The sequence below is a fragment of the Staphylococcus sp. FSL H8-0121 genome, assembly GCF_038008425.1.
GTDB classification, from domain to species: domain Bacteria; phylum Bacillota; class Bacilli; order Staphylococcales; family Staphylococcaceae; genus Staphylococcus; species Staphylococcus pasteuri.
Genome location: NZ_JBBOZB010000001.1, coordinates 608,949 through 632,812 on the forward strand (window position 1 = coordinate 608,949; position 23,864 = coordinate 632,812).

General features: G+C 31.8%; 20 protein-coding genes. 2 read left to right on the forward strand and 18 right to left on the reverse strand.

Going from position 1 to position 23,864, the window contains the following annotated elements; translation table 11 throughout:
• Positions 1–223: 223 nt before the first annotated feature.
• The 4 genes from sucD to ylqF all read right to left on the reverse strand — a co-directional run bounded on the left by sucD (position 224) and on the right by ylqF (position 4,063).
• Complete coding sequence (gene sucD, locus LFT63_RS02930) at positions 224–1,129, reverse strand: succinate--CoA ligase subunit alpha (RefSeq protein ID WP_340767874.1); 906 nt, start codon at positions 1,127–1,129, stop codon at positions 224–226.
• A gap of 21 nt (positions 1,130–1,150) precedes the next feature.
• Entirely contained in the window at positions 1,151–2,317 is a 1,167-nt protein-coding gene (sucC, locus tag LFT63_RS02935; RefSeq protein WP_017638388.1) for an ADP-forming succinate--CoA ligase subunit beta, read from the reverse strand.
• Between the two features lie 110 nt (positions 2,318–2,427).
• On the reverse strand, positions 2,428–3,195 hold the full coding sequence (locus tag LFT63_RS02940; RefSeq protein ID WP_340767876.1) for a ribonuclease HII: 768 nt from the start codon (positions 3,193–3,195) through the stop codon (positions 2,428–2,430).
• Positions 3,188–4,063 (reverse strand): ribosome biogenesis GTPase YlqF, encoded by an 876-nt coding sequence (gene ylqF, locus LFT63_RS02945; protein ID WP_029055448.1) that lies wholly within the window; start codon positions 4,061–4,063, stop codon positions 3,188–3,190. The genes LFT63_RS02940 and ylqF overlap by 8 nt, the downstream gene beginning before the upstream one ends.
• Positions 4,064–4,324: 261 nt before the next feature.
• Here ylqF and LFT63_RS02950 point away from each other — a divergent pair, with 261 nt between their 5' ends.
• Positions 4,325–6,925 (forward strand): YfhO family protein, encoded by a 2,601-nt coding sequence (locus LFT63_RS02950; protein WP_340767879.1) that lies wholly within the window; start codon positions 4,325–4,327, stop codon positions 6,923–6,925.
• On the forward strand, positions 6,918–9,527 hold the full coding sequence (locus tag LFT63_RS02955; RefSeq protein WP_340767882.1) for a YfhO family protein: 2,610 nt from the start codon (positions 6,918–6,920) through the stop codon (positions 9,525–9,527). The genes LFT63_RS02950 and LFT63_RS02955 overlap by 8 nt, the downstream gene beginning before the upstream one ends.
• A 200-nt stretch (positions 9,528–9,727) precedes the next feature.
• On the opposite strand, the gene rplS is transcribed toward LFT63_RS02955, so the two are convergent.
• The 14 genes from rplS to fapR form a co-directional block, all read right to left on the reverse strand.
• Positions 9,728–10,078, reverse strand: coding sequence for a 50S ribosomal protein L19 (gene rplS / locus LFT63_RS02960; RefSeq protein WP_017637117.1), 351 nt, complete (start codon positions 10,076–10,078; stop codon positions 9,728–9,730).
• Positions 10,079–10,183: 105 nt separating this feature from the next.
• The gene (trmD, locus tag LFT63_RS02965; protein ID WP_029055451.1) at positions 10,184–10,921 is read right to left on the reverse strand and encodes a tRNA (guanosine(37)-N1)-methyltransferase TrmD; all 738 of its coding nucleotides are present in this window, start codon (positions 10,919–10,921) and stop codon (positions 10,184–10,186) included.
• Complete coding sequence (gene rimM, locus LFT63_RS02970) at positions 10,921–11,424, reverse strand: ribosome maturation factor RimM (protein ID WP_340767884.1); 504 nt, start codon at positions 11,422–11,424, stop codon at positions 10,921–10,923. Before rimM ends, trmD begins: the two co-directional genes overlap by 1 nt.
• Before the next feature lie 166 nt (positions 11,425–11,590).
• Positions 11,591–11,866, reverse strand: a complete 276-nt coding sequence (rpsP, locus tag LFT63_RS02975) for a 30S ribosomal protein S16 (RefSeq protein ID WP_017637120.1) — start codon at positions 11,864–11,866, stop codon at positions 11,591–11,593.
• A 598-nt stretch (positions 11,867–12,464) separates the two neighbouring features.
• Positions 12,465–13,832 carry a signal recognition particle protein gene (gene ffh / locus LFT63_RS02980; RefSeq protein WP_029055452.1) on the reverse strand — a complete coding sequence of 456 codons (1,368 nt, stop codon included), beginning with the start codon at positions 13,830–13,832 and terminating at the stop codon, positions 12,465–12,467.
• 19 nt (positions 13,833–13,851) lie between these two features.
• Positions 13,852–14,184 (reverse strand): putative DNA-binding protein, encoded by a 333-nt coding sequence (locus LFT63_RS02985; RefSeq protein ID WP_029055453.1) that lies wholly within the window; start codon positions 14,182–14,184, stop codon positions 13,852–13,854.
• Positions 14,171–15,418 (reverse strand): signal recognition particle-docking protein FtsY, encoded by a 1,248-nt coding sequence (gene ftsY, locus LFT63_RS02990; protein ID WP_017637123.1) that lies wholly within the window; start codon positions 15,416–15,418, stop codon positions 14,171–14,173. The genes LFT63_RS02985 and ftsY overlap by 14 nt, the downstream gene beginning before the upstream one ends.
• Positions 15,415–18,984 (reverse strand): chromosome segregation protein SMC, encoded by a 3,570-nt coding sequence (gene smc / locus LFT63_RS02995; RefSeq protein ID WP_107999701.1) that lies wholly within the window; start codon positions 18,982–18,984, stop codon positions 15,415–15,417. The genes ftsY and smc overlap by 4 nt, the downstream gene beginning before the upstream one ends.
• Positions 18,985–19,130: 146 nt before the next feature.
• Positions 19,131–19,859 (reverse strand): ribonuclease III, encoded by a 729-nt coding sequence (rnc, locus tag LFT63_RS03000; RefSeq protein ID WP_017637125.1) that lies wholly within the window; start codon positions 19,857–19,859, stop codon positions 19,131–19,133.
• 110 nt (positions 19,860–19,969) lie between these two features.
• A complete protein-coding gene (locus tag LFT63_RS03005) occupies positions 19,970–20,203 on the reverse strand; it encodes an acyl carrier protein (RefSeq protein WP_000426914.1) in 234 nt (77 codons plus the stop codon).
• A gap of 430 nt (positions 20,204–20,633) precedes the next feature.
• A complete protein-coding gene (fabG, locus tag LFT63_RS03010; RefSeq protein WP_029055455.1) occupies positions 20,634–21,368 on the reverse strand; it encodes a 3-oxoacyl-[acyl-carrier-protein] reductase in 735 nt (244 codons plus the stop codon).
• Positions 21,368–22,288, reverse strand: a complete 921-nt coding sequence (gene fabD, locus LFT63_RS03015) for an ACP S-malonyltransferase (RefSeq protein WP_340767890.1) — start codon at positions 22,286–22,288, stop codon at positions 21,368–21,370. The genes fabG and fabD overlap by 1 nt, the downstream gene beginning before the upstream one ends.
• Complete coding sequence (gene plsX, locus LFT63_RS03020; protein WP_029055457.1) at positions 22,281–23,267, reverse strand: phosphate acyltransferase PlsX; 987 nt, start codon at positions 23,265–23,267, stop codon at positions 22,281–22,283. Before plsX ends, fabD begins: the two co-directional genes overlap by 8 nt.
• Positions 23,260–23,829 (reverse strand): transcription factor FapR, encoded by a 570-nt coding sequence (gene fapR / locus LFT63_RS03025; protein WP_017637129.1) that lies wholly within the window; start codon positions 23,827–23,829, stop codon positions 23,260–23,262. Before fapR ends, plsX begins: the two co-directional genes overlap by 8 nt.
• Positions 23,830–23,864: the final 35 nt, after the last annotated feature.

The window sequence follows — 23,864 nt, forward strand, 5'->3', positions numbered from 1 at the left end:
ATCATTGCTCCTTTAATTAAATTATACACAGAAACAACTTGCTTTTGTGTTACAGTTCATAAACATATAAATGGAAAATGTAATTCAATTTTAAGAAGTAAAATGATAACGTGACATTTCATTTTCAAGCTATATTGTGGCTGTATATTTCTATATAAATAACGACACACAAATAAAAAGCTTAGATGCCTTTAAAGCACCTAAGCTAGTTAATCAATTAAAATTATTTAATAGTTAATAATTCTTCGTAAATGCCTGCTTCTTTTGCTGCTTCGATTAAAGTTGTACCGATTTCTGAAGGTGTATCTGCAGTGTGTACACCACAGCTGTTAAGTGTTTTAATTTTTTCTTCAGCAGTACCTTTACCACCAGAAATAATCGCACCAGCATGACCCATACGTTTTCCTGGAGGTGCTGTTTGACCACCAATGAATCCAACTACAGGTTTATCCATATTTTCTTTAATCCATTGAGCTGCTTCTTCTTCAGCTGTACCACCGATTTCACCAATCATTACTACAGCTTTAGTTTCAGGATCTTCATTGAAAGCTTTTAAAACATCGATGAAGTTAGTACCGTTAACTGGGTCGCCGCCAATACCTACAGCAGTTGTTTGACCAATACCTTCTTCAGTTAATTGGTGAACTGCTTCATAAGTTAATGTACCTGAACGAGATACAACACCTACGTGACCTTTTTTGTGAATGTAACCTGGCATAATACCAATTTTACATTCATCCGCTGTAATTATTCCTGGACAGTTTGGTCCTACTAAACGTGTTTTTCTACCTTGTAAATAACGTTTAACTTTAACCATGTCTACAACAGGAATATGTTCAGTAATACAAATCACCATATCTAAATCAGCATCTGCTGCTTCTAAAATTGAATCTGCAGCAAATGGTGCTGGAACGTATACTACTGATACGTTTGCTCCAGTTTCTTGTTTAGCTTCTTCAACAGTATTGAATACTGGAACACCTTCTACTACTTGTCCACCTTTACCAGGTGTTACCCCTGCGACAATTTGTGTTCCATAATCTAACATTTGTTTCGTATGGAAAAGGGCAGTAGACCCTGTAATACCTTGTACCATTACTTTTGTATTTTTATCTATAAATACACTCATCTTAGTGTTCCCATCCTTTCCTTATGATTCTTTAACAAGTTTAACAATTTTTTGAGCGCCGTCAGCCATAGTTGATGCTGGCTCAATTGCTAAACCTGAATCATTTAAGATTTCTTTACCGCGTTCTACGTTAGTACCTTCTAAACGTACTACAAGTGGTAAAGTTAACTCTACTTCTTTAACTGCTGCAACGATACCTTCAGCGATAACATCACATTTCATAATTCCACCGAAGATATTTACAAAGATACCTTTAACATTTTCGTCACCTAAAATGATTTTGAATGCTTCAGTAACTTTTTCTTTAGTAGCGCCACCACCACAGTCTAAGAAGTTAGCTGGATTTCCACCAAAATGATTGATTGTATCCATAGTAGCCATGGCAAGTCCTGCACCATTAACCATACAACCAATATCACCATCTAATGCAATATATGATAAATCATATTTAGATGCTTCGATTTCTTTTGGATCTTCTTCTTCTAAATCTCTTAATTCCATAATGTCTTTATGTCTGAATAAAGCATTGTCATCGAAGTTTAATTTAGCATCTAATGCTAAAACTTCACCGTCACCAGTTGTTACTAGTGGGTTAATTTCAACGATTGAACAATCTTTTTCAATAAATACATTGTAAAGTGACATTAAAAATTTAGCAGCTTTACCAATTGATTCTTTAGGAATATTGATATTGAAAGCAATTCTACGTGCTTGATAAGGTGATAATCCTACAACAGGATCAATTGTTTCTTTAAAGATTTTTTCAGGAGTTTTAGCAGCTACTTCTTCAATTTCAGTACCGCCTTCTTCTGATGCCATTAAAGTAACACTATCAGTAGCACGATCAATTACAAATCCTACATAATATTCTTTTTGAATGTCGCAACCTTGTTCGATATATAAGCGTTTAACTTCTTTACCTTCAGGTCCTGTTTGATGTGTAACTAATTGTTTACCTAATAATTCATTAGCGTAAGTTTCAACTTCAGATAGTGATTTAGCAATTTTTACACCGCCTGCTTTACCTCTACCCCCAGCGTGTATTTGTGCTTTAACCACGTATACATCTGAATCTAATTCTTTCGCTTTTTCCACCGCTTCTTCAGCAGTAAATGCTACTCGTCCTTCTGGAACGGCTACGCCCATTGAACGAAATATTTCTTTACCTTGATACTCGTGGATATTCATCTTCCATCCTCCTGTTTCTTAGGTTAAGTTCCTTTTCAATTATAAAAAATGAAAGCGTTATTGTAAACTGATACCACTCTTTTTTTGCAATTAATTTAAAATTCAAACTATTATTTGATTGATTTAATAGGTTCAAACGTTTTTCGGTGTTCTTTTATAACGCCATATTCTTCTATACCCTTAAGGTGTTCTTTAGTACCATAACCAACGTTATTTTCAAATCCATATCCTGGAAATTGCTCAGCTAATTCTTTCATATAGTTATCTCGATGTTCTTTAGCCATAATACTTGCTGCTGCAATTGATACACTTTTAGCATCACCTTTAATAATAGACGTCTGGTTAATTTCGTTATCTAATTTCATCGCATCAATTAATAAATGTGTGGGTTTTAATTTTAAATTGTCTATTGAGCGTTGCATGGCGATTTGTGTCGCTTTATATATATTGAATTGATCAATTTCTTCTGCTGTTGCAACACCATAAGCGTATTCAGTAACACCATCTATTAATTGTTGGTTTAATTTTGCTCTATTTTTAGCAGATACCTTTTTAGAGTCATTAAGGCCTAGATAATTATGGTCATTATTCAAAATCACTGCACAAGCTACAACTGGTCCAGCAAGTGGACCTCTTCCCACTTCATCGATGCCACAAATAACTTCGTCGGCATTATTTGCTAACAATTCATTTTCATAGAAAGTCATCTCATGATATTGTTCTATGAGTTGTAATTCTTTTTCTAATTGCTTTTTACGACTAGCAATTGCTTGCTGTACACCTTTTCGATTATCCAAATTAGCTTCATGTTGTTCTAGTTCTTCAATCGTATCAATTTGTTCAAGCAACTGCTTCATTTCTTTAATCGTTTTAGACATGTTCAATGTCACTCTTCATTTCTTTAAATATATCAAAGCAATATGTGCCGATTTTAGCATTTCTAATTTCATAAATAATTAACTCAATAACCGCTTCATAATCCACTTCATTACCCTTTTGTAATAAACCTCTTCGACGCCCAATTGCATCAAACCACTCTAATATTTCTGCATCTTCATCCACTTCAATATTGTAATGTGATTTTAAACCAACTAAATCTTTTTTAATCATAAATTGAAGTCCATAAATAGCTACTTCATCTAAGTGAACGATGCTATCTTTAATTGCACCAGTTAGACTTAGTTTCTTCCCTACTTCTTCATCTTCGAATTTTGGCCATAAAATTCCGGGTGTATCTAATAATTGTAACGAGTTTCCTACTTTAATCCATTGTTGTTGTTTCGTAACTCCAGGTTTATTACCAGTTTGAGCAATGCTTCGGTTCGCTAGTTTATTAATTAGCGTTGACTTACCTACATTAGGAATACCAACTATCATGGCACGTATTGCTCTAGGTCTTAATCCTTTTGCTTTTTCTCGATCGAACTTTTCTTTCGTCGCTTGTATTGCTGCTTTTTCAACATCTTTTAAATTTTTACCATGTTTAGCGTCGACAGCTACTGGATAGTAACCTTTATTTTCAAAGAATTGTTCCCATTTTTCCAATTCCTTTAAGTTAGTCATGTCTTTTTTATTTAAAATAACTACTCTTGGTTTTTGTTTTATTACTTCATCAATCATTGGGTTTCTTGAACTATAAGGAATACGTGCATCTACAAGTTCAAATACAACGTCTACTTTCTTTAATTGTTCGCTTACTTCCCTTTTAGCTTTGGCCATGTGGCCAGGATACCATTGTATTGTCATTGTCATCACCTTTCATCAATACTTTTCATCTTTTACATTGTATAAATTATACTCTAACATCTTCTCATAAACTAGGTTTAGTTTAACACGCGAACTATAATAACTTGTTTTTAAATATTTTAGCGATTCTATACTTTAAGATTCTGTAAAATAGTTTAAATTAAAGTATAAATACTTTTCATCGTCATTACTATCCCCTACAATTTGGGAATAGTCATAAAAAATTATAATCAAGATAAATATATGGAGTAGGAGTCAGTCATGAAAAAAATTCTCAAATACTCACTTATTTTCTTCTTTCTATCATTAATTGGTCATAGTTATGTTATTTATAAATTCTATCATGACGGCATACTATTTACTGGACCTAATGATGGTATGGAACAAATGGTACCTATCCAGATGTACTTATTTAATCAATGGAGTCATGGTAATTGGTTTTATTCATCTGACTTTGGAATAGGTGGAGATTTCTTTACAGATTTAAGTTATTACTTTTCAACCAATATTATATTCATTATCAATGTTTTAGTAATTATGCTATTAAAGCTATTCATACATATTGATACTACACAATTATTATTTTGGATGAACAATGCGCTTATCGTTTCAATTTTCAAAGCAAGTTTAGCGCTTTATTGTACATATTTATATGCAAAGCACTTAACAAAAAATCACATCATTAGCTTGTTAATGGCATTTTTATTTGTAATTTCACCTTTGTATTTCAGATTTACAGTATACTGGCCGTTTTTCAGTGATGTGTTTATTTGGTTGCCATTATTGTTATATTCGATTGAACGATTTTTTAAAACTAAAAAAATAGGTTTATTCATAACATCAATGACATTGATATTAATTAATAATTTTTACTTTGCTTATTACTTATTCATTATCGGTGCAGGATATATTATCATTCGAATCTTGTTTAAACATGACAATGATAAAGTTTCACGTAAACAGGCATTTTTGATTTTCATCCTCAGTGGGATTTTATCTTTAGGGAATAGCTTATTTATTTTCTATCATAGTGTGCAAGGTTATTTAGGTAATCGACGTATTCCATTTACAGGAAAAGTGCCTCGTTTTGAACATATAGATGCAAATACAAATTTATTTTTTGATAATTATCTTATTGTCATTTTATTTATTACGATTCAAGCTATTTTATCCTTTAAATTATATAAACATTTTTATTATCGTTTATTTGCTATTCTAACTTTTGTATTTATTTTATTTAATTTTGTACCGTTTATAGACCAGTTATTTAATGGATTCTCTGCCCCACAAAAAAGATGGCATTTTATCATTGCATTTAATTCAGCTATGTTAATAGGACTTTATGTTAAATATTTTAAAACTGTAAAAATTAAATCTTATCTTCTAACAAATATTATTGCGCAAAGCGTCATATTTATAAGTGCCTTCGCCTATCATACTTATGTTGCTTGGATGATATTTGTACCTATAGTTTCTCTTATAGGATTGTTGATTTTAGTACTCAATGATAAAACAAGCCGTATTAAATTATCATATTTATATATTGTTGCTATAGCTTTATTAAATATCATGGTGTCATTTGTATTTATTAAAAATCAAATTTATTTTGAAGATCATAAGGATAGAGCTAATACGTTCTACTTAAATTCAAATATGTATAGTTCAGATTTACAAAGATCACTAGTTAATCAAATGAAATCATCTAAACGTGAGGATGAGCGTATCGATTGGAGAGTTAATGAGCAAGATAATACACCTATGTATCAAAATTTCAAAGGATTGAGCCTATATTCAAGCATTTTCCATCATAATATTCTAGATGATTATTATGATGATTTAAAAATTAACTTAGCAGAGGAATCATTAAGTAGGTATCAATCTACAAATGGTAGACAAAATATAGCTAGTCTTTTCTCAATTCGTTATCTCATGTTGAAAGAATATCAAGATAATGTCCCAAGTTACTTTAAAAAGGTTAAAAAAGCAGGTCAATATTCAATTTATGAAAACACACTAAATCTGCCTTCAGTTAAAGTTACAGATAACGTTTTTAATGAAAAGTCTTTAAAAACACCAATTGACCGTGAACATGCCATGTTAGATGGTGTTGTTTTAAATAAAAAAGGACAAAACTATCATAAAAAAGCAGATAATTTACTAAACAGAGTGAAAATTTCAAGCGACAATATTTCTAAATTAAAGCATCATAATATTAAAGTTACTCAAAATACAGGACATATTAAACTTCATATTCCTAAAAAATTAAGAACTCAATATACTGATTTTTACTTAACGATGAAGATCAAAAGAGGTGTTCCAGATAGCAATTATACGGTCAACGTAAATCAATATAATAACAATCGTCTATATAACGATTCTGTATACCGCACAGGTGTAGATACCCAATTATACCGTGCTCAACCAGATAAAAATGGCGATATCACGATTCAATTATCTCCTAAAGGTACATTTAACTTACAATTATTAAACCTAAATGGTGAAAATTATGATACGCTCAAAAAAGCAAAGCAACATGCAAATTTTAAAATGAATTATCAGGACATTAAAAATGGTGTGAAAGTCAATTTAGATCAGCATAATAAAGGTATTGCGACCATCAATATTCCTTATAGAAAAGGTATGAAAGCTTTCGTAGATGGTGAAAAAACAGAAGTCTATAAAGCTAATGGCATGATGACAGGAGTTCCAGTAAATAAAAATGACAAAACGATCATCATTAAATATCAACCACCTTTATGGAATACAATGATTTTTATATCAATAATTAGTATGATTGTAAGTTTGATATTTATTAAATATTTAAAATCTATAAAGAGAAAGAAGAGAAAGCATAATGTATAAAAAGATCACTTCCAATCCTTATTCATTTCTATTATTAATTATCATTGCAAGTGCTATTTTATCACTATGCATTTATCTCCCTTTCATTTATCTTTTTATTACTAAAGGAACAGTGTTTAGTGGTAATGGAGATGGATTCAGACAAATGATGCCATTTCAAATGTATTTATATGAACATTTCTCTACTTTCAAAGGATTCTATGATGAATCCTTTGGTTTAGGTGGAGATTATGTAAAAGGACTTGCCTATTATTATTCAATGTCACCTCTTATGTGGATTAACTTTGGTTGCATTGGGATTTTAGAAAAAATAGGTTTAGCGCACCCACACGATATCAATTTTTGGCCTGCAAACCAATTAATAATGGCATATGTTAGAACCGTCCTTACATTTATTTGTACATTTTATTTCTTTAGATATTTAAAATTCAAACCTACTTCAGTCATCATAGCTACAATAATGTATTGTATTTCTACAGTTGTTATCTACTACAATTTTACATGGTCTTTTTATGGTAATTTATTAATTCTATTACCACTTTCTTTACTCTCTATGGAACGTTTCTTTAGAGAAAAGAAAATTGGACTTTTTATATTTGCCATTGGTTTGACACTTTTTATGAATTTTTACTTTAGTTATTATCAAGCAATCGTATTAGGATTTTATTTTATTTATAGAATAATCATGACGCATCCAAAAGATATTGTGACTAGATGGCAAAAATTCTATATGCTTCTAATTGCTGTAATATTAAGTGTATTAAGCAGTATATTTGGATTGTTTACAGGACTTTCTTCATTTTTTAACAATGATAGAGCACAGAATTCTAAATTTGAAATCACTTTATTGACAGATCTTACAAACAGTAATTTCAATATTTTTGCAGATGGATTTTATATAACGATTACTTTTATAACGATTATTGCTTTATTTTCATTCAAATTATATCGTCATTATTATTTTAGATTATTTGCCATAGTGACATGGATATTATTGATTGGCTCATTATCACAATACTTTGATAGTGCATTTAATGGTTTTTCAATGCCCCAAAGACGTTGGGTTTATGCATTAACGTTATCTTCTAGCGCATTAGTTGCATTATTAATACAGCATATTAGTGAATTATCACTTAAAAAATACTTAATAGTTGCAATACCTATTAGTTTATATGGAATCATTTACTTTTTGGAAGCAAGTCATACTATTTATTGGATTCCGGTATCAATCATACTTATTGTCGTATTAGGTTTCATCATTAAAAAACCTATGCTTGCTAATCAATGGTGGCTCCAACTTTTATTAATATTACTCATTTTTCTACAACAATTAGCGATTGAACATGTTACTTTTAAGAAGACAATTGAGCCTTATCAATCAACGATGAAGGATATCAATGATCCTAGCTATAGAGGTCATACTTTAAACGATAAAATACAACAAATTAAACAATCACAGTCCAACCCATTGTCTAGAATCGATTACATGTCTTTTTACGGGTTAAATTCACCATTCATTTATCACTATAATGGGATTTCTTTATACTCAAGCATTTTTGATGGAGACATTTTGAAGTATTATGATAAGACAATGCAAATCAATATGCCAGTAGATAAAAATAGTACTTATCGTTATCTAGGCAATCGTGCAAACTTAATGGCATTATGGGGAGTAGAAGATCGACTTAGACATCCTAACGATTTAAATATGCCTTATGGATTTAAAAAGAAAGCGTTAATTAACGATAGCGGTGATCAATGGATTCATTCACATAACATGATGCATTATCCAGCTGCACATATTACAAATAAAATATATGATGCTAAAGATTTAAAATCTCCTTTAGATCAAGAACAAGCTGTGCTTCAAGGTGTTGTATTTAATCAGAAAGACGATAAATCGAATACGTCTTTCAGTTCAAATCCAAATCTGTTATCACATACTAAACGTACGTTAGTTAATGCTAAACGACTTGATAATAATCATATTGAAGTTACTAAAAATAATGGAGGCATTCATCTTCAATTACCTCAATTCATTTCTAAACAATATAAAGATTTATACGTTGAAATGGATGTTGAATTATTATCACCAGATAAAAAACATACAGTAGGTGTAAATGATTACAGTCAAAACCGTAATGAGCTCACTTATAAATATCGTCGATTCGTAAGCCCAGTCACAATGCGTATTAAATCATCAGATGATTTAAATATAAAATTATCTAAAGGCAAATACCGTATTAAAGTTAAAGGTATATATGGCGAAAATTATCAAATATTAAAACAAAGTACGCAACAATTAAAGCATGTGCATATTGATAAACAACGAAATGGTTATACAATTAAAAAAGATAAAAAAGACAGTGGTTATTTAGTTATGCCTGTACCTTATGCTAAAGGAATGAAAGCATCTATTGATGGTCATACAGAAAAAGTTGAAAAAGCAAATGGTATCATGACAGCGATTCCTGTTAAAAAAGGACAAGAAATGATTAAACTAACTTATACACCACCTCATTTTTACTTATTAATCATTATTTCGATTATTGGTATCATCGGCAGTATAATATTTACCAAAAAATTAAATAAAAGAAATTAAAAAAGTATGAGTCTTATCAAATGTTTAAGTTGATAGGACTCACACTTTCTGTATAGATTTTTAATAACATTAAAGGATTTGTATTCACAAACGAATATATACCCATTCATACAAAAAGCCATTAAGCTATCATATTAAGATAACTTAATGGCTTTTCTAAAGTATAGTCTTCATACGTAACTACGTTTTCAGTATGCTGATTAACGAATTTCTTGGATTCTAGCAGCTTTACCACGTAAATGACGTAAGTAGTATAATTTAGCACGACGTACTTTACCGCGACGTTTAACTTCGATTTTTTCGATTTTTGGAGTGTGTAATGGGAATGTACGTTCCACACCTACACCTGAAGAAATTTTACGAACTGTGAAAGTTTCTGAAATTCCTCCACCACGGCGTTTGATTACAACACCTTCGAATACTTGGATACGTTCACGTGAACCTTCAATGATACGAACGTGTACACGTAAAGTGTCACCAGGACGGAATGAAGGTAAATCTGTACGTAATTGTGATTTAGTTACTGCTTCGATTAACTTATGATTACTCATTATAAATTCTCTCCTTCAACCTATGTTCTTGCCTAGACAAATGTATAGCAGCGGATCATAGTGATTTTTAGTGCTTTTTCACACTTAAATTATGTTAGCACAACGTTAGTCGTTTTTCAATTGGTTTTTATATGTTTGTATGATTTTTTTATCTTTATCAGTCAAATCATATTGTTTTAATAAATCTGGTCGTTTATTTAATGTACGAATAATTTTCTGTTCATGACGCCACTCATCAATATGTGCGTGATTACCTGATAATAACACATCTGGTACTTTTAAACCTTTAAATTCTCGTGGTCTTGTATATTGTGGAAATTCCAATAAGCCATCTGAGAATGAATCATCTTGATGTGATTGTTCATTACCTAATACACCAGGAATGAGTCTAACAATGGCATCTGTCATCGTCATTGCAGGTAATTCCCCACCTGTTAATACATAATCACCCATAGATATTTCATCAGTGACTAAATGTTCCCTAATACGTTCGTCATATCCCTCATAGTGGCCACAGATAAACACAATGTGCTCTGCTTCACTTAATTCTTGTGCAATTGCTTGGCTAAATGGACGTCCTTGAGGACACATTAAAATAACTCGAGTATTATCTGTTCTGTTTAAGTCTTCCATTGCATTAAACACTGGCTCAGGCTTTAAGACCATACCTTGTCCACCACCAAAGGGATAATCATCAACTTGATTGTGTTTATTGATAGAATAGTCTCTAAAATTAATAGTATTCACTTCAATAATATTTTTGTCTTGAGCTCTTTTTAGTATCGAATGGTTAAGCACGCCATCAAACATCTCTGGAAAAAGTGTTAAATAATCAATTTTCATTAATCTAACAATCCTTCCATTGGCGTGATAATCACTTTTTTACCTTCAACATCTACTTCTTTAACTACATCTGCAATATAAGGAATTAAATATTCTTTATCTCCTTTTACAACCCAGACATCGTTAGCTCCAGTTTCAAAAATACTTGTAATTCTACCAATAGGTTGTTCATTATCATCAAAGACAGTACAACCTATAATATCAGAATAATAAAATTCATTTTCTTCTAATTCTATTTCTTCATGGTCTCTTTCTTGGTAAAGCGTAGCACCTTTTAAATATTCGATATCATTGATATTATCAATGCCTTCAAATTTCAACATATGAAATCCTTTATGTACATGATATGATGTTATAGTTAAATCTTTTTCAGTTTGATTTAATTTAGCTGTTAACACTTCTCCTGGTTGAAAACGAGTATCTGTAAAATCAGAATTAGATTTTACTTTCACTTCTCCTTTAATTCCATGAGTATTAACGATTTGTCCTACTTCTACTTCCATTAATACTAACCTCCTTATATTGCAAGTTTATTTCATAATATCACTTTACCATTGATTAAAGTTATTAGTTATTGATTTGTTATAAGTAAGACATTGATATAAATAAAAAAGGCACCAAATAATGGCGCCCTAACTAAATTGATAGATTAGTCAATAATGACTAGAATTATTTAGTGTGTTTTTGGTCATCAAATTTTTTCAAAATACCTTCTCTTGATAAGATATTGTGAACTGTATCTGTTGGTTTAGCACCGTCTTTTAACCATTTTAATGCTAATTCTTCGTCAATTTTCACTTCTGGAGCATTAACGTGTGCTGGGTTGTAAGTACCGATTTGTTCGATGATACGACCATCACGTGGTGAACGTGCATCTGCAACTACGATACGATAGAATGGGTTTCTTTTAGAACCTAAACGAGTTAAACGAATTTTAACTGCCATTATAAAACTCTCCTTTGAACATTTCAATTTTTATTTTCTACAAGAATAAATAATAACAGGTCTATAAAACTTTGTAAAGACATTTTTCTTTACCAAATCTAAATTCATGAAATGAATTGTAGATTTGGTTATGCATTAGCTTTAGCTAAGGCGTTCCTCTTCGTTACTTTTTTCTGAAAGAAAATCAGTGTTGGTTATGGGAGTGGGACAGTTAAAGTTTAATTTACAAGGGACATCAATAAACAAAATCATGTGTATTAAACAGCTTACTAAATTTTAAATAATTACAACTTTAACGTCGTCCCACCCCGGCAAGGTTGACTAGTATAGAAAAAAGCTTAAAAAGCGCATTTTCTATACAGACAACTACTGCCAATATAAGATTTTATCCCTTTATATCAATATATTTCAAACATATCTGTTCTAAATTCATGAAATGAATTGTCATAAATAGGTTCCTAATCGTACATACGATTAGGTTAGTCATACTATTTCGTTTCACAAAAAATATGACTTTATATGCATTAGCTTCAGCTAAGGCGTTCCTAATACATAAAAAAATTCCAACAGACTGAAATCTGTTGGAATATATAAAATATTAGAAAGGTAAATTCATGCCTTTTAGCATATTTTGCATTTGATTACGTTTTGCTTTTTTACCTTTACCGCCACCAGTAAATTGTTTCATCATTTTCTTCATGTCGTTAAATTGTTTCATTAAACGATTCACTTCTTGTAATGAACGTCCTGAACCTTTAGCGATACGCTTTTTACGTGATACATTTAACATTGCTGGATTTTCTCTTTCACTAGGTGTCATTGATTGAATAATCGCTTTAATATGGTCGATTTGTTTATCGCTCATATTAAGTTGATCTAATCCTTTCATCTTATTCATACCTGGAATCATTTTCATTATGTCATCCAATGGTCCAAGATTTTTAACCTGATCAAGTTGCTCTAAGAAGTCATCCAATGTAAATGATGAATCTCGCATTTTTTTCTCTAAATCTTTAGCTTTTGTTTCATCAACATCTTGTTGTGCTTTCTCAATTAAGCTTAGTACATCACCCATACCTAAAATACGAGATGCCATACGTTCTGGATGGAATAGTTCTAAACCATCTAATTTTTCACTCATACCTACAAATTTAATTGGTTTTTGAGTAACGGAACGAATTGATAGCGCAGCACCACCACGAGTGTCACCATCTAACTTAGTTAATGTTACACCCGTTACATCTAATTGGTCATCAAATGATTGAGCTACATTAACAGCATCTTGACCAGTCATAGCGTCAACAACCAACATAATTTCATTAGGTTTCGCTATTTCTTTAACTTCTTGAAGTTCATTCATCAATGCTTCATCGATGTGTAAACGACCTGCCGTATCAATAATAACAAAATCTAAATGTTCTTCTTTAGCGTGTGCCAATGCGTTTTGAACAATTTGTTGAGGTTTAACTTGGTCACCTTCACTATAAACAGGTACATCCAATTGTTTACCTACTGTTTGTAATTGGTCAATGGCAGCTGGTCTGTAAATATCTCCAGCAACTAACATTGGTTTTTTATTATATTTTTTACGCATTAAAAGCGCTAATTTACCAGCAGTTGTTGTTTTACCTGCACCTTGTAAACCTACCATCATGACAACAGTTGGTGGTTTATTAGCCATTTTGATAGATGAATTTTCGCCACCCATTAAATTAGTCAATTCATCTTGAACAATTTTAATGACTTGTTGTCCAGGTGTTAATGACTGCATTACATCTGAACCTAAAGCACGTTCTGAAACAGTTTTGACGAAATCTTTAACAACTTTAAAGTTAACGTCGGCTTCTAATAATGCAAGACGCACTTCTCGCATCATTGCTTTAATATCCGCTTCGGTAACTTTACCTTTACCACGCATTCTTTGCATTGATGCTTGTAAGCGATCCGACAATCCTTCAAATGCCATAATTATTCCCTCCTCATCGTTATTCTAATTCTTCTAATTGATCTATATATTGCTTTAATAATTCTGGTTTATCAAGAGATTGTTTCATTTGATTATAAATATCTCGTCGTTGTTTAAACCTTTTGTATAATCCTAATTTAGCTTCATAATCTTCAACTAAATCGCCAGTTCTTCTTATATTATCATAAACTGCCTGTCTACTCACTTTAAAAGTATCAGCAATTTCACTTAAAGCATAATCTTGTAAATAAAATAATTCTAGATAATTTCGTTGTTTATCAGTCAAAAGTGACTGATAAAAGTCGAAGAGATAATTCATACGTAACGTTTTAACTAAATCATTTTGGCTCATTATTATTTTCCTCATGATTATCAGCTGAAACGTCACTACTTTCTTCTGGAATTTCTTCATTTTGTTCAATCATATCTGCAAATAAACCATAAACATAACTTTCGGGATTAAATGGTTGCAAGTCGTCTAATTTTTCACCTAAACCTACATATTTAACTGGTATTTTAAGTTCATTTCTAATAGCTAACACAATACCACCTTTAGCTGTACCATCTAATTTAGTTAATACGATACCTGAAACATCTGTTACCTCTTTAAATGTACGAGCTTGTGATAATGCATTTTGTCCAGTTGTGGCATCTAAACAAAGTAATGCTTCATGTGGCGCGTCTGGAACGGCTCTACCAATAACACGTTTAACTTTTTCAAGTTCTTGCATTAGGTTAGATTTATTTTGTAAACGTCCTGCTGTGTCACATATTAAAATGTCTACTTGTTTATGTTTAGCAGCATTAATTGCATCATACATTACAGCTGCAGGATCTGAACCTTCACTTTGGCTAATCACTTCTACACCAACACGTTCGCCCCAAACTTTTAATTGTTCAATAGCGCCCGCTCTAAAAGTATCACCTGCTGCAAGCATTACTTTTTTACCTTCCATTTTATAACGATATGCTAATTTACCGATTGTTGTTGTTTTACCTACACCATTAACACCAACCATTAAAATAACATTTAAACGTCCATCTTCTAAATTCATCACTTCAGATTTATCATCTTCTTGGTGATAAATTTCAACAATTTTTTCTACGATAACTTCTCGTAAATCTTCTGTCTCTTGAATGTTACGACGTTGTGCTTCAACACGTAATTCTTCAGTAAGTTGCATTACCGTATTAAAACCAACATCAGCTGTAATTAACATTTCTTCTAATGCTTCAAAGAATTCTTCATCAACTTTTCTATAACGCGCTATTAAGTTATTTAACTGTTCTTGGAAATTTTCACGAGATTTTTCTAATCCAGCTTTAAATTTCGCTCCGATTTTTTGTGCTTCTATTTCTTCAAAATCTTCAATTGAAATTAATCCATCTTCATCAAAGTCAGCTTCACTTAACTTTTTAGGTTTCTTTTTAGGTTTTTCTTCTTCAATTTCATTTTGTAACCCTTGTTGTGAATCGTCAGTCTTTTTCGAAGACTCATCAATTTCTTCCTCATTGGATAATTCTTTTTCTATATCTTTTTCACTCGATCCTGAAAATTTATCTTTTAAGCGTTTAAAAAAGCTCATGCTTCTTCCTCCTTCATAACCTCATCTATTGTATTTAGGTTAACACTTACTAATTTAGATACTCCTGATTCTTGCATCGTAACACCATACAAACGATCTGAAAATTCCATCGTTCCTTTACGGTGCGTAATCACAATGAATTGCGTTTGATCAGATAACTCATTGAGATATTGAGCATATCTGATGACATTTGCTTCATCCAATGCCGCTTCGACCTCATCTAAGATTACAAATGGGGCTGACCTTACTTTTAAAATAGCGAATAATAAAGCTATTGCGCTTAATGCACGCTCTCCACCACTTAATAATGATAAATGTTGTAATTTTTTGCCGGGGGGTTGCACGATAATATCAACGCCAGCTGCTAGATAGTCATCTTCAGTAAGTTGTAACTCAGCCTTACCACCGCCGAACAGTTGTTTAAACACATTACTAAAATGATTTTGAACAGCGTGAAACGTCTCTTTAAATCGTCCTTCTACTTCTTTATCCATTTCATTAATAATTTGTTCTAATGTAGATTTTGCCTCACGCAAATCTGTTCGTTGTTCATTTAAGAAAGTATAACGTTCATTTAATTCTTCAAATTGTTCAATTGCATTTAAATTAACTGGGCCTAATTCATCAATGGACATTTTTGTTAATTTAACCTTTTTACGTAAAGAATCGATCTCTTCATCATTGTCATAAAGTGTACGTGCTCTTTCTACCGTAAGTTGATATTCATCATTAAGATGATCGATAGCATGATTGATTAATACATCTAATTTAGATTGATTTGCTTTAATATCTTGGTAATGATTTTCGATAGACAATAAATCTTGGTGGCATTCTTGAAGCTTATTATCATTGTCTTCAATCATTTGATTTAAGTCAACTCGTTGTTGTTTAACTTGATCTAGTTGCTGATTTAATTCAGTTCTTTCACGTTCTTTATCCTTAATTTGTGTTCGGATTTTATCAAACGCTTGCTCACCCATCATTTCATCTGAATTAAATAATTCTATTTTTTCTTTAATAGTATCAAGTTGTTGTTCTGTACTTTGTAATTGTTTATCTAAACGTTCGATGTCTTGTTGTTGAGCTTTAATACGCTCTTTGACTACTGCTAAATCTGATTGTTTTTGATGCAGTTGTTGTTGTGTTTGTGTAGTAGATGCTTTACCTTCTTTGGATAATTTTGTATAACGCTCGATATCTTCTTCAAGTTGTTTTAATTCTGCTTTAATTTCAGCTAAATGTTGTTGCTTTTGTTCGAGTGTTTCTTTACTCTTATCACTTTGATAACCATCATTTTTTTCAAATTCAAATTCTTCATGTTCATCTTTAAGATGTGCTTCTTGTTTCTTCAGACGATCAAGTTCTAATTCATAGCCATGTGCTTTTTCTTTCAAAGTATTATAACTTTGACTGATATCAAAATATTGTTCACTTAATTTTTCAGAATGAGATTGATGGGCTTGAAATTGTTTTTCAAATTCTTGAGTCTGTTGTTGATAATCTGCTAATTGCTTGCGCATTGTTGTAAGTTCATCTTTTTGAGACAAGATGCTTTTTGTTTTACGAGCGCCACCACCTGTCATAGAACCACCAGGGTTAACTACATCTCCATCAAGTGTAACAATTCTTGTACGATAGCGAATTGATCTCGCTAAGTCATTAGCATGCTTTAAGTCTTCAACTATAATTGTATTACCCAATAAATTCTCGACAATGTTTTTATATTGAGACGATACCTTAACAGCATCTGAAGCAATATTCACAAATCCTTCTGAAGATTGTGCTGTTGATTTGATATCTGAAGCTAAATAACGCGGTTGAATTACATTTAACGGTAGAAATGTTGCTCTCCCTAAACTGCGCTGTTTTAAAAACTGTATTGCTTGGCGTCCATCTTTCTCATCTTCAACTATAATGTGTTGTAATGATGCACCTAAAGCTGTTTCGATAGCCTGTGTTAAATGGGACGGAACGTCAATAACTTCTGCTACAGCACCATGAATACCACTTAATTCTTTACCTTTAGCTTTTAATATATGTTTTACGCCATTAAAGAAATACGTATAATCCTCTTCTTGTGTTGCTAAACTATCAATACGAGATTTTAATTTTTCGTTATAACGATAAGCTTGATACAATTTATTTTCAAATTCAGACTGGTGTTGTTTCGATTGAGTCAATTGTTTCTCTACTTCTTTGATTTGTTGTTCAGTCTTTTTCATTTCTTTCAGAGTTTGATTATAATCTTTTTCAGTATTGGAAATGTTATTTTGTATTTCTTTCAATTGATTAAAAGCTTCAACTAATCTAGAATCAAGCCTTGATTTTTTAGCTTCATTTTCATTAATAGTATGCTCTAAAAAACGAATATCATTATTCACGTCTGACTGTTTAGACATCAACTCATAATATTGGTTCTTTATTTCTTCTAATTTTTCATCATGTTGTTCATCAGAAACATATAATTTAGATTCAAGTGTCTGTATTTCTTTATTTAATTCTTTTTGTTTCTGTTTTAATTGATTAAGTGTATGAATTGCCTCTTCTTTTTCTTGTTGAACATTTTCTAATTGAGTCTGTAAGTTGTCTTGTTCTTCTTCAAATCTTGCATTAGTTTCTGACTGATTCTTTTTACGTTCTTCCAATACATTTAGTTGACCAGAATATTTTTCAAATTCTTCAGTTGCCTTAACTAGGTTATAGTTTAATTGTTCAATCTGTTGGTCTAACTCTTGACGTTTACCTTTATGCTTTTGCAATAATTGATTAATTTGGCTTTGTTCAGCCTCTTTATTTGCTTGTTTCCCTTTTAAATCATTAAGTTGTTCGTCTAGTTGAGCGTTATCTTTTGTATATTGATCAATATCATGGACAGTAACAATTACATCACTTTTCTCCATTTCTGATGATAATTGTTTATATTCTTTCGCTATAGCCGCTTCTTCTCTTAAAGGTTCAACGCGTCCTTCTAAATCATATAGTATATCTTCTACACGTGTTAAATTATCTTCAGTATGATCTAATTTTTGAACGGATTCAGCTTTACGTTTTTTATATTTTAAAACTCCTGCTGATTCTTCGATAATTTGTCTTCGATCTATTGGCTTTGCATTTAAAATTTCATCAACTCTACCTTGAGAAATAATCGAAAATGCCTCTTTACCTAACCCAGAATCTAAGAACAAATCAATAATATCTTTTAATCGTGCACGATCATTATTTAAATAATACTCACTTTCACCACTACGATATAAACGTCGTGTGACTTCAACTTCTTCAGCATCAATTTGTAATTTTTTTGAATGATTATCTAATTTTAATTTAACTTCTGCATAATTTTGGGGTTTGCGATGTTCTGCACCAGAAAAAATAATATCTTCCATCTTAGAACCACGAAGTGATTTTGCAGATTGTTCACCTAAAACCCATTTAATCGCATCAGTAATATTACTTTTACCGCTACCATTTGGACCAACAATTGCTGTAACACCTTTATCAAACTGAACATCAGTATGGTCTGCAAATGACTTAAATCCTACGGCATCTATTGATTTTAAATAAACCATGCTATTCTCCTTATCCAAATCCACGTTGATTTTTACTTCGAAATCAACTTATTGTTTGATGCATATTCATGTTGATTGCATCAGTATTCAACTTATACAAATCACATAACGTTAATCTCTATTGGATGTATTTGTATGTCGTAACATTATTTGTTCTTCATCATTTTATAGGCACGTTCAGCTGCTTTTTGTTCAGATTCTTTCTTAGTTTTACCCTTACCTTCAGCAACAGCTTGCTTTTCTAATATCACTTCGGAAGTGAATAAACGGTGATGTGCTGGACCTTCTTCTTTAATCAAACGATAAGTAACATCACCTTTGTTTTGTGTATGAACAAATTCTTGAAATTGTGTTTTGAAATCTACAACTCCATCTAGTTCATCATCTTCTACATAAGGGAAGATAATTTTTTCGGCGAATTTCCACACCGTATCTAACCCTTGATCCAGATATAAGGCACCAACAAATGCCTCAAAAGCATCAGAAATAAGGGAAGGTCTAGTTCTACCACCAGTTTTTTCTTCACCTTTTCCTAACAAGATGAGTTCATTTAATTTAATTTTATTTGCAAATATTACAAGTGAAGGCTCACATACGATAGTCGCTCTCATTTTTGTTAAATTACCCTCTGGTAAATCTGGGTGTTTATCAAATAAATAACGTGAAACCGTCAATTCTAATACCGCATCACCTAAAAATTCTAAACGTTCATTATGAGCTAAACGATCCATATTAAAATCATTGATGAAACTAGAATGTGAAAATGCTTGTTGATATAAATCTATATTTTGATATTCAAAACCTAACTCTTGCATCTTTTGTGCAAATTGTTTTCGAAATTGATTAACCATCTCTGTCTTTTTATGATTGGTCATAAATCTTACCTCCTCAATTAATGATGCGTTAACTATAATTTTACGTGAAATTGCAATAAAACAAAAGAAAAAATCTGAGCCGACACAAAGACGACTCAGATATAGGTTTATTATTTTTCAAGACTATTGATGAATTTAACAGCATCACCAACAGTGTTGATTTTTTCAGCTTCTTCATCAGGAATTTCAGTACCAAATTCATCTTCTAATTCCATTACTAATTCAGCGATATCAAGTGAGTCAGCGCCTAAATCATCTTTGAAAGATGCATCTTCAGTTACTTTATCAGCATCTACACCTAAACGGTCAACGATGATATCTTTTACTTTATCGAAGTTTTCCACGTCGATTCACCTCCTTTAAAAGCGTCTATCCATAGACTATTATATTTTCCCATTTTAGATTCTAAAATACAAGTAGAATTTGGTCGCAAGACAGAAATTCTACTGATTTCGTTGTCTTGCACCTGCAAGGTTGACTAGATCAATCATGAACTTTGTGAAATGATTGGTCAGACAACTACTGCGTCACTTGCATTTCATGCATAGTGTTTCTTATGCATGAGCTTTAGCTCAGGCGTTCCTTAATACTAATCGCCCCAACTTGCGTTGTCCGGCGATTTTCTTTTCGAAAATCTCTGTGTTGGGGCCCCGGCACCCGCAAGGTTGACTATAAAGTATCACTACTATTTTAATAGTTTAGTGATACTTACACATTAGTTTTAACTAATGTGTTCAATAATTTTAACTAAGTCAACTAATTTGAGCATAATCGTTACATATACATTCCACCATTAACATGGATAGTTTGACCAGTAATGTATTTAGCTTTATCAGAAGCTAAGAATGCAACTGTATTAGCGATGTCAGTATCTTCACCAAAACGAGCTAATGGAATTTGACCTAACATTTGTTCTTTTAAGTCATCACTTAAAGCATCTGTCATGTCTGAAACAATAAATCCAGGTGCTACTGCATTAACTGTAATGCCTCTTGAAGCTAATTCACGTGCAGCAGATTTAGTTAATCCTACAACTCCTGCTTTAGTTGCTACATAGTTTGCTTGACCTGGATTACCAACTGCTCCAACAACACTTGATAAGTTGATAATTGAACCACTACGTTGTCTTAACATTTGAGGCGTAACTTTTTGAATACAATTAAAGACACCTTTTAAGTTTGTGTCGATAACGTCATCCCATTCTTGTTCTTTCATACGCATAAGTAAATTGTCACGTGTGATACCTGCATTATTAACTAATACATCGACAGAACCAAATTGGCTTACGACTTCTTTAATCATAGCTTTAACTTCGTCTCCATTTGCAACATTAGCTTGAATTGCAAAACTTTCGACACCTTTTGCTTTAATTTCTGAAACGACTGCTTCTGCTTTTTCTTGATTGCCAGCATAGTTTACAGCTACATTGTAGCCCTCTTCTGCTAACTGAATTGCAATACTACGACCAATACCTCTTGAAGCACCTGTTACTAATGCACTTTTTGTCATTATTCATTCCATCCTTTCACATCTTCAAGCGTTTGAATTGAAGTTATTTTAACATCTCTATTAATTTTCTTAATAAGACCTGATAAAACTTTTCCTGGACCAATTTCGATAAAATGATCAACACCTTGATCTATTAACCATTCTGTTGATTTAATAAATTGAACTGGTGAATAAAGTTGTTTAACCATATTATGTTTAATTACTTCTGGATCAGTTTCTCCTTCAGCATTGTAGTTTTGAACGACTGGAAATTGTGCTTCATGCCATTCGAATTGATTAATATACGCTGCAAAATCTTCTTCAATTACGTTCATCATTGAAGAATGGAATGGGCCAGAAACTGCTAATGGTAATACACGTTTAGCACCTAAAGACTGTCCTTTTTCAGCTAACTCATCAATCAAGGATTTATGTCCAGATACTACAATTTGACCTGGTGAATTAATATTAGCTGGCTCAATTAATTCATCATCTGTTGAAAGTTCTTTACAAATTTTATCAACGTCATCATAATCCAAGCCTAATACTGCTGCCATACTACCTACACTATTTGGAAATGCTTGTGCCATTAATTCGCCACGTTTACGAACGATTTTTACTGCATCTTCAAATGATAGAACACCGCTCGCAACTAAACTAGAATATTCACCTAAACTATGACCCATAGTATAATCAGCATTCACATTTTCTAAAGTTTCTAATAATGCAACACTATGTGTTAATAATGCAGGTTGTGTATTTTCTGTTTCTCCTAATTTACCTTCTTCATCTGTAAACATTGTTTCTAGTAAATCAAAATCAACTGCTGCTTGTGCTTGGTTCAAAATTGTCGTAGCTTTGTCATCTACATTATATAAATCTTGAGCCATTCCGACCTTTTGTGCACCTTGTCCGGGGAATACGATTGCTGTTTTACCCATTTGAATCACCAACCATTTCTCTCATAGTTTGTACAATTTGTTGTTCTCCTGCAATTTTTGCTTGGCGAATTGCTGAATAGAATGCTTTAGCATTAGAACTACCATGTGCTTTTACAACAGTACCATCTAAACCTAATAAAACAGAACCGCCATATTCTGAGTAATCCATTTTTGAAGCAAATTGGTTTAAGTCTTTTTTAAGAACAACTGCTGCCAATTTATTTTTGAAACTACTTAATAATGTTTCTTTCAACATTTTACCAATTGATTTAGCTGTACCTTCTAAGTTTTTAAGTACCATATTACCTGTAAATCCATCGGTAACAACAACATCAACATTACCATCCATCAATGTTTTAGCTTCTACATTACCAGTAAAGTTAAAATCTTGTTGTGCTTCCATTAATTCATAAGTTTTCTTAGTAAGTGTATTACCTTTTGCCGCTTCTGTACCAATATTTAATAATGATACTGACGGTTGTTTAATGCCTCTAATTTTTTGTGCATATATATTACCTAATTGTGCATATTGCAATAAATGTTCAGGCTTAGCGTCTGCATTAGCGCCAACATCTAAAAATACAAATCCCTTGCCGTCAATAGTTGGTAAAGTAACTACGAGTGCAGGTCTTGAGACGCCTTTAATTCTTCCAACAATGAACAAACCTGCTGACATCAATGCGCCTGTATTTCCTGCTGACACACAACCATCTGCCTCTCCAGATTTTACTGCTTCAGCCATTTTAACCATTGAACTGTCTTTTTTACGTTTAATTGCTCTAACTGGTTCATCTTCCATTTCGATTTTTTCAGAACAATGTCTAAAATCTATACGTCCATGATTTAAAGTATATTGGTCTTTATCACCAAATAAAATAATTTCTAAATCTTTAAAATTATCTACAGCTTTTTTTACGGCTTCTAATACGATTCCTGGTGCGTCGTCTCCACCCATCATGTCTACTGCAATTTTAACCATTAAATTCATCCTCACTTATATAGAACATTTTAAAATTACCTTTAAATACTAGATTATCTTTTACATAAGAGTTTACTTCTATAAAATAATGTTTATCTGTTTGTTTTATTACTTTTGCTTCAGCTTTCACTGTATCATTTAATTTAACTTTATCCAGAAATTTAATATTACTTTCTTGAGTTAAAACTGTTGGGTTATGTATAAGTGCTACACACAGTGAATTTGCTTGTGCAAATAAAATATGACCTCTAGCTATTGATGATTTCGAAAAAACTGAATCTGTTGTAATTTCAATCATTGATGTAGCAGTATGATTCGGTTTCAACTGTACTAAATCACCTATAACTTCATTAGCTTCCATTGATTTAATTTGATCATAATTGTGTTCTGCCACTAACTTAACACGTTTTCTTAATTCTGGAATATTAAGATGTGTACGGTCTAGTCGAATTGTTTGTATACTCACTTGGAACATTTCACAAAGTTCATTATCAGTAATAAAGGGGTTATTATCTATCGCTTGTTGAATAGCTTGTCTACGCTCGTTTTTCTTTAATTTCACTATCTCACCCCTCATTTTAGTACCAAGTCTTAAAC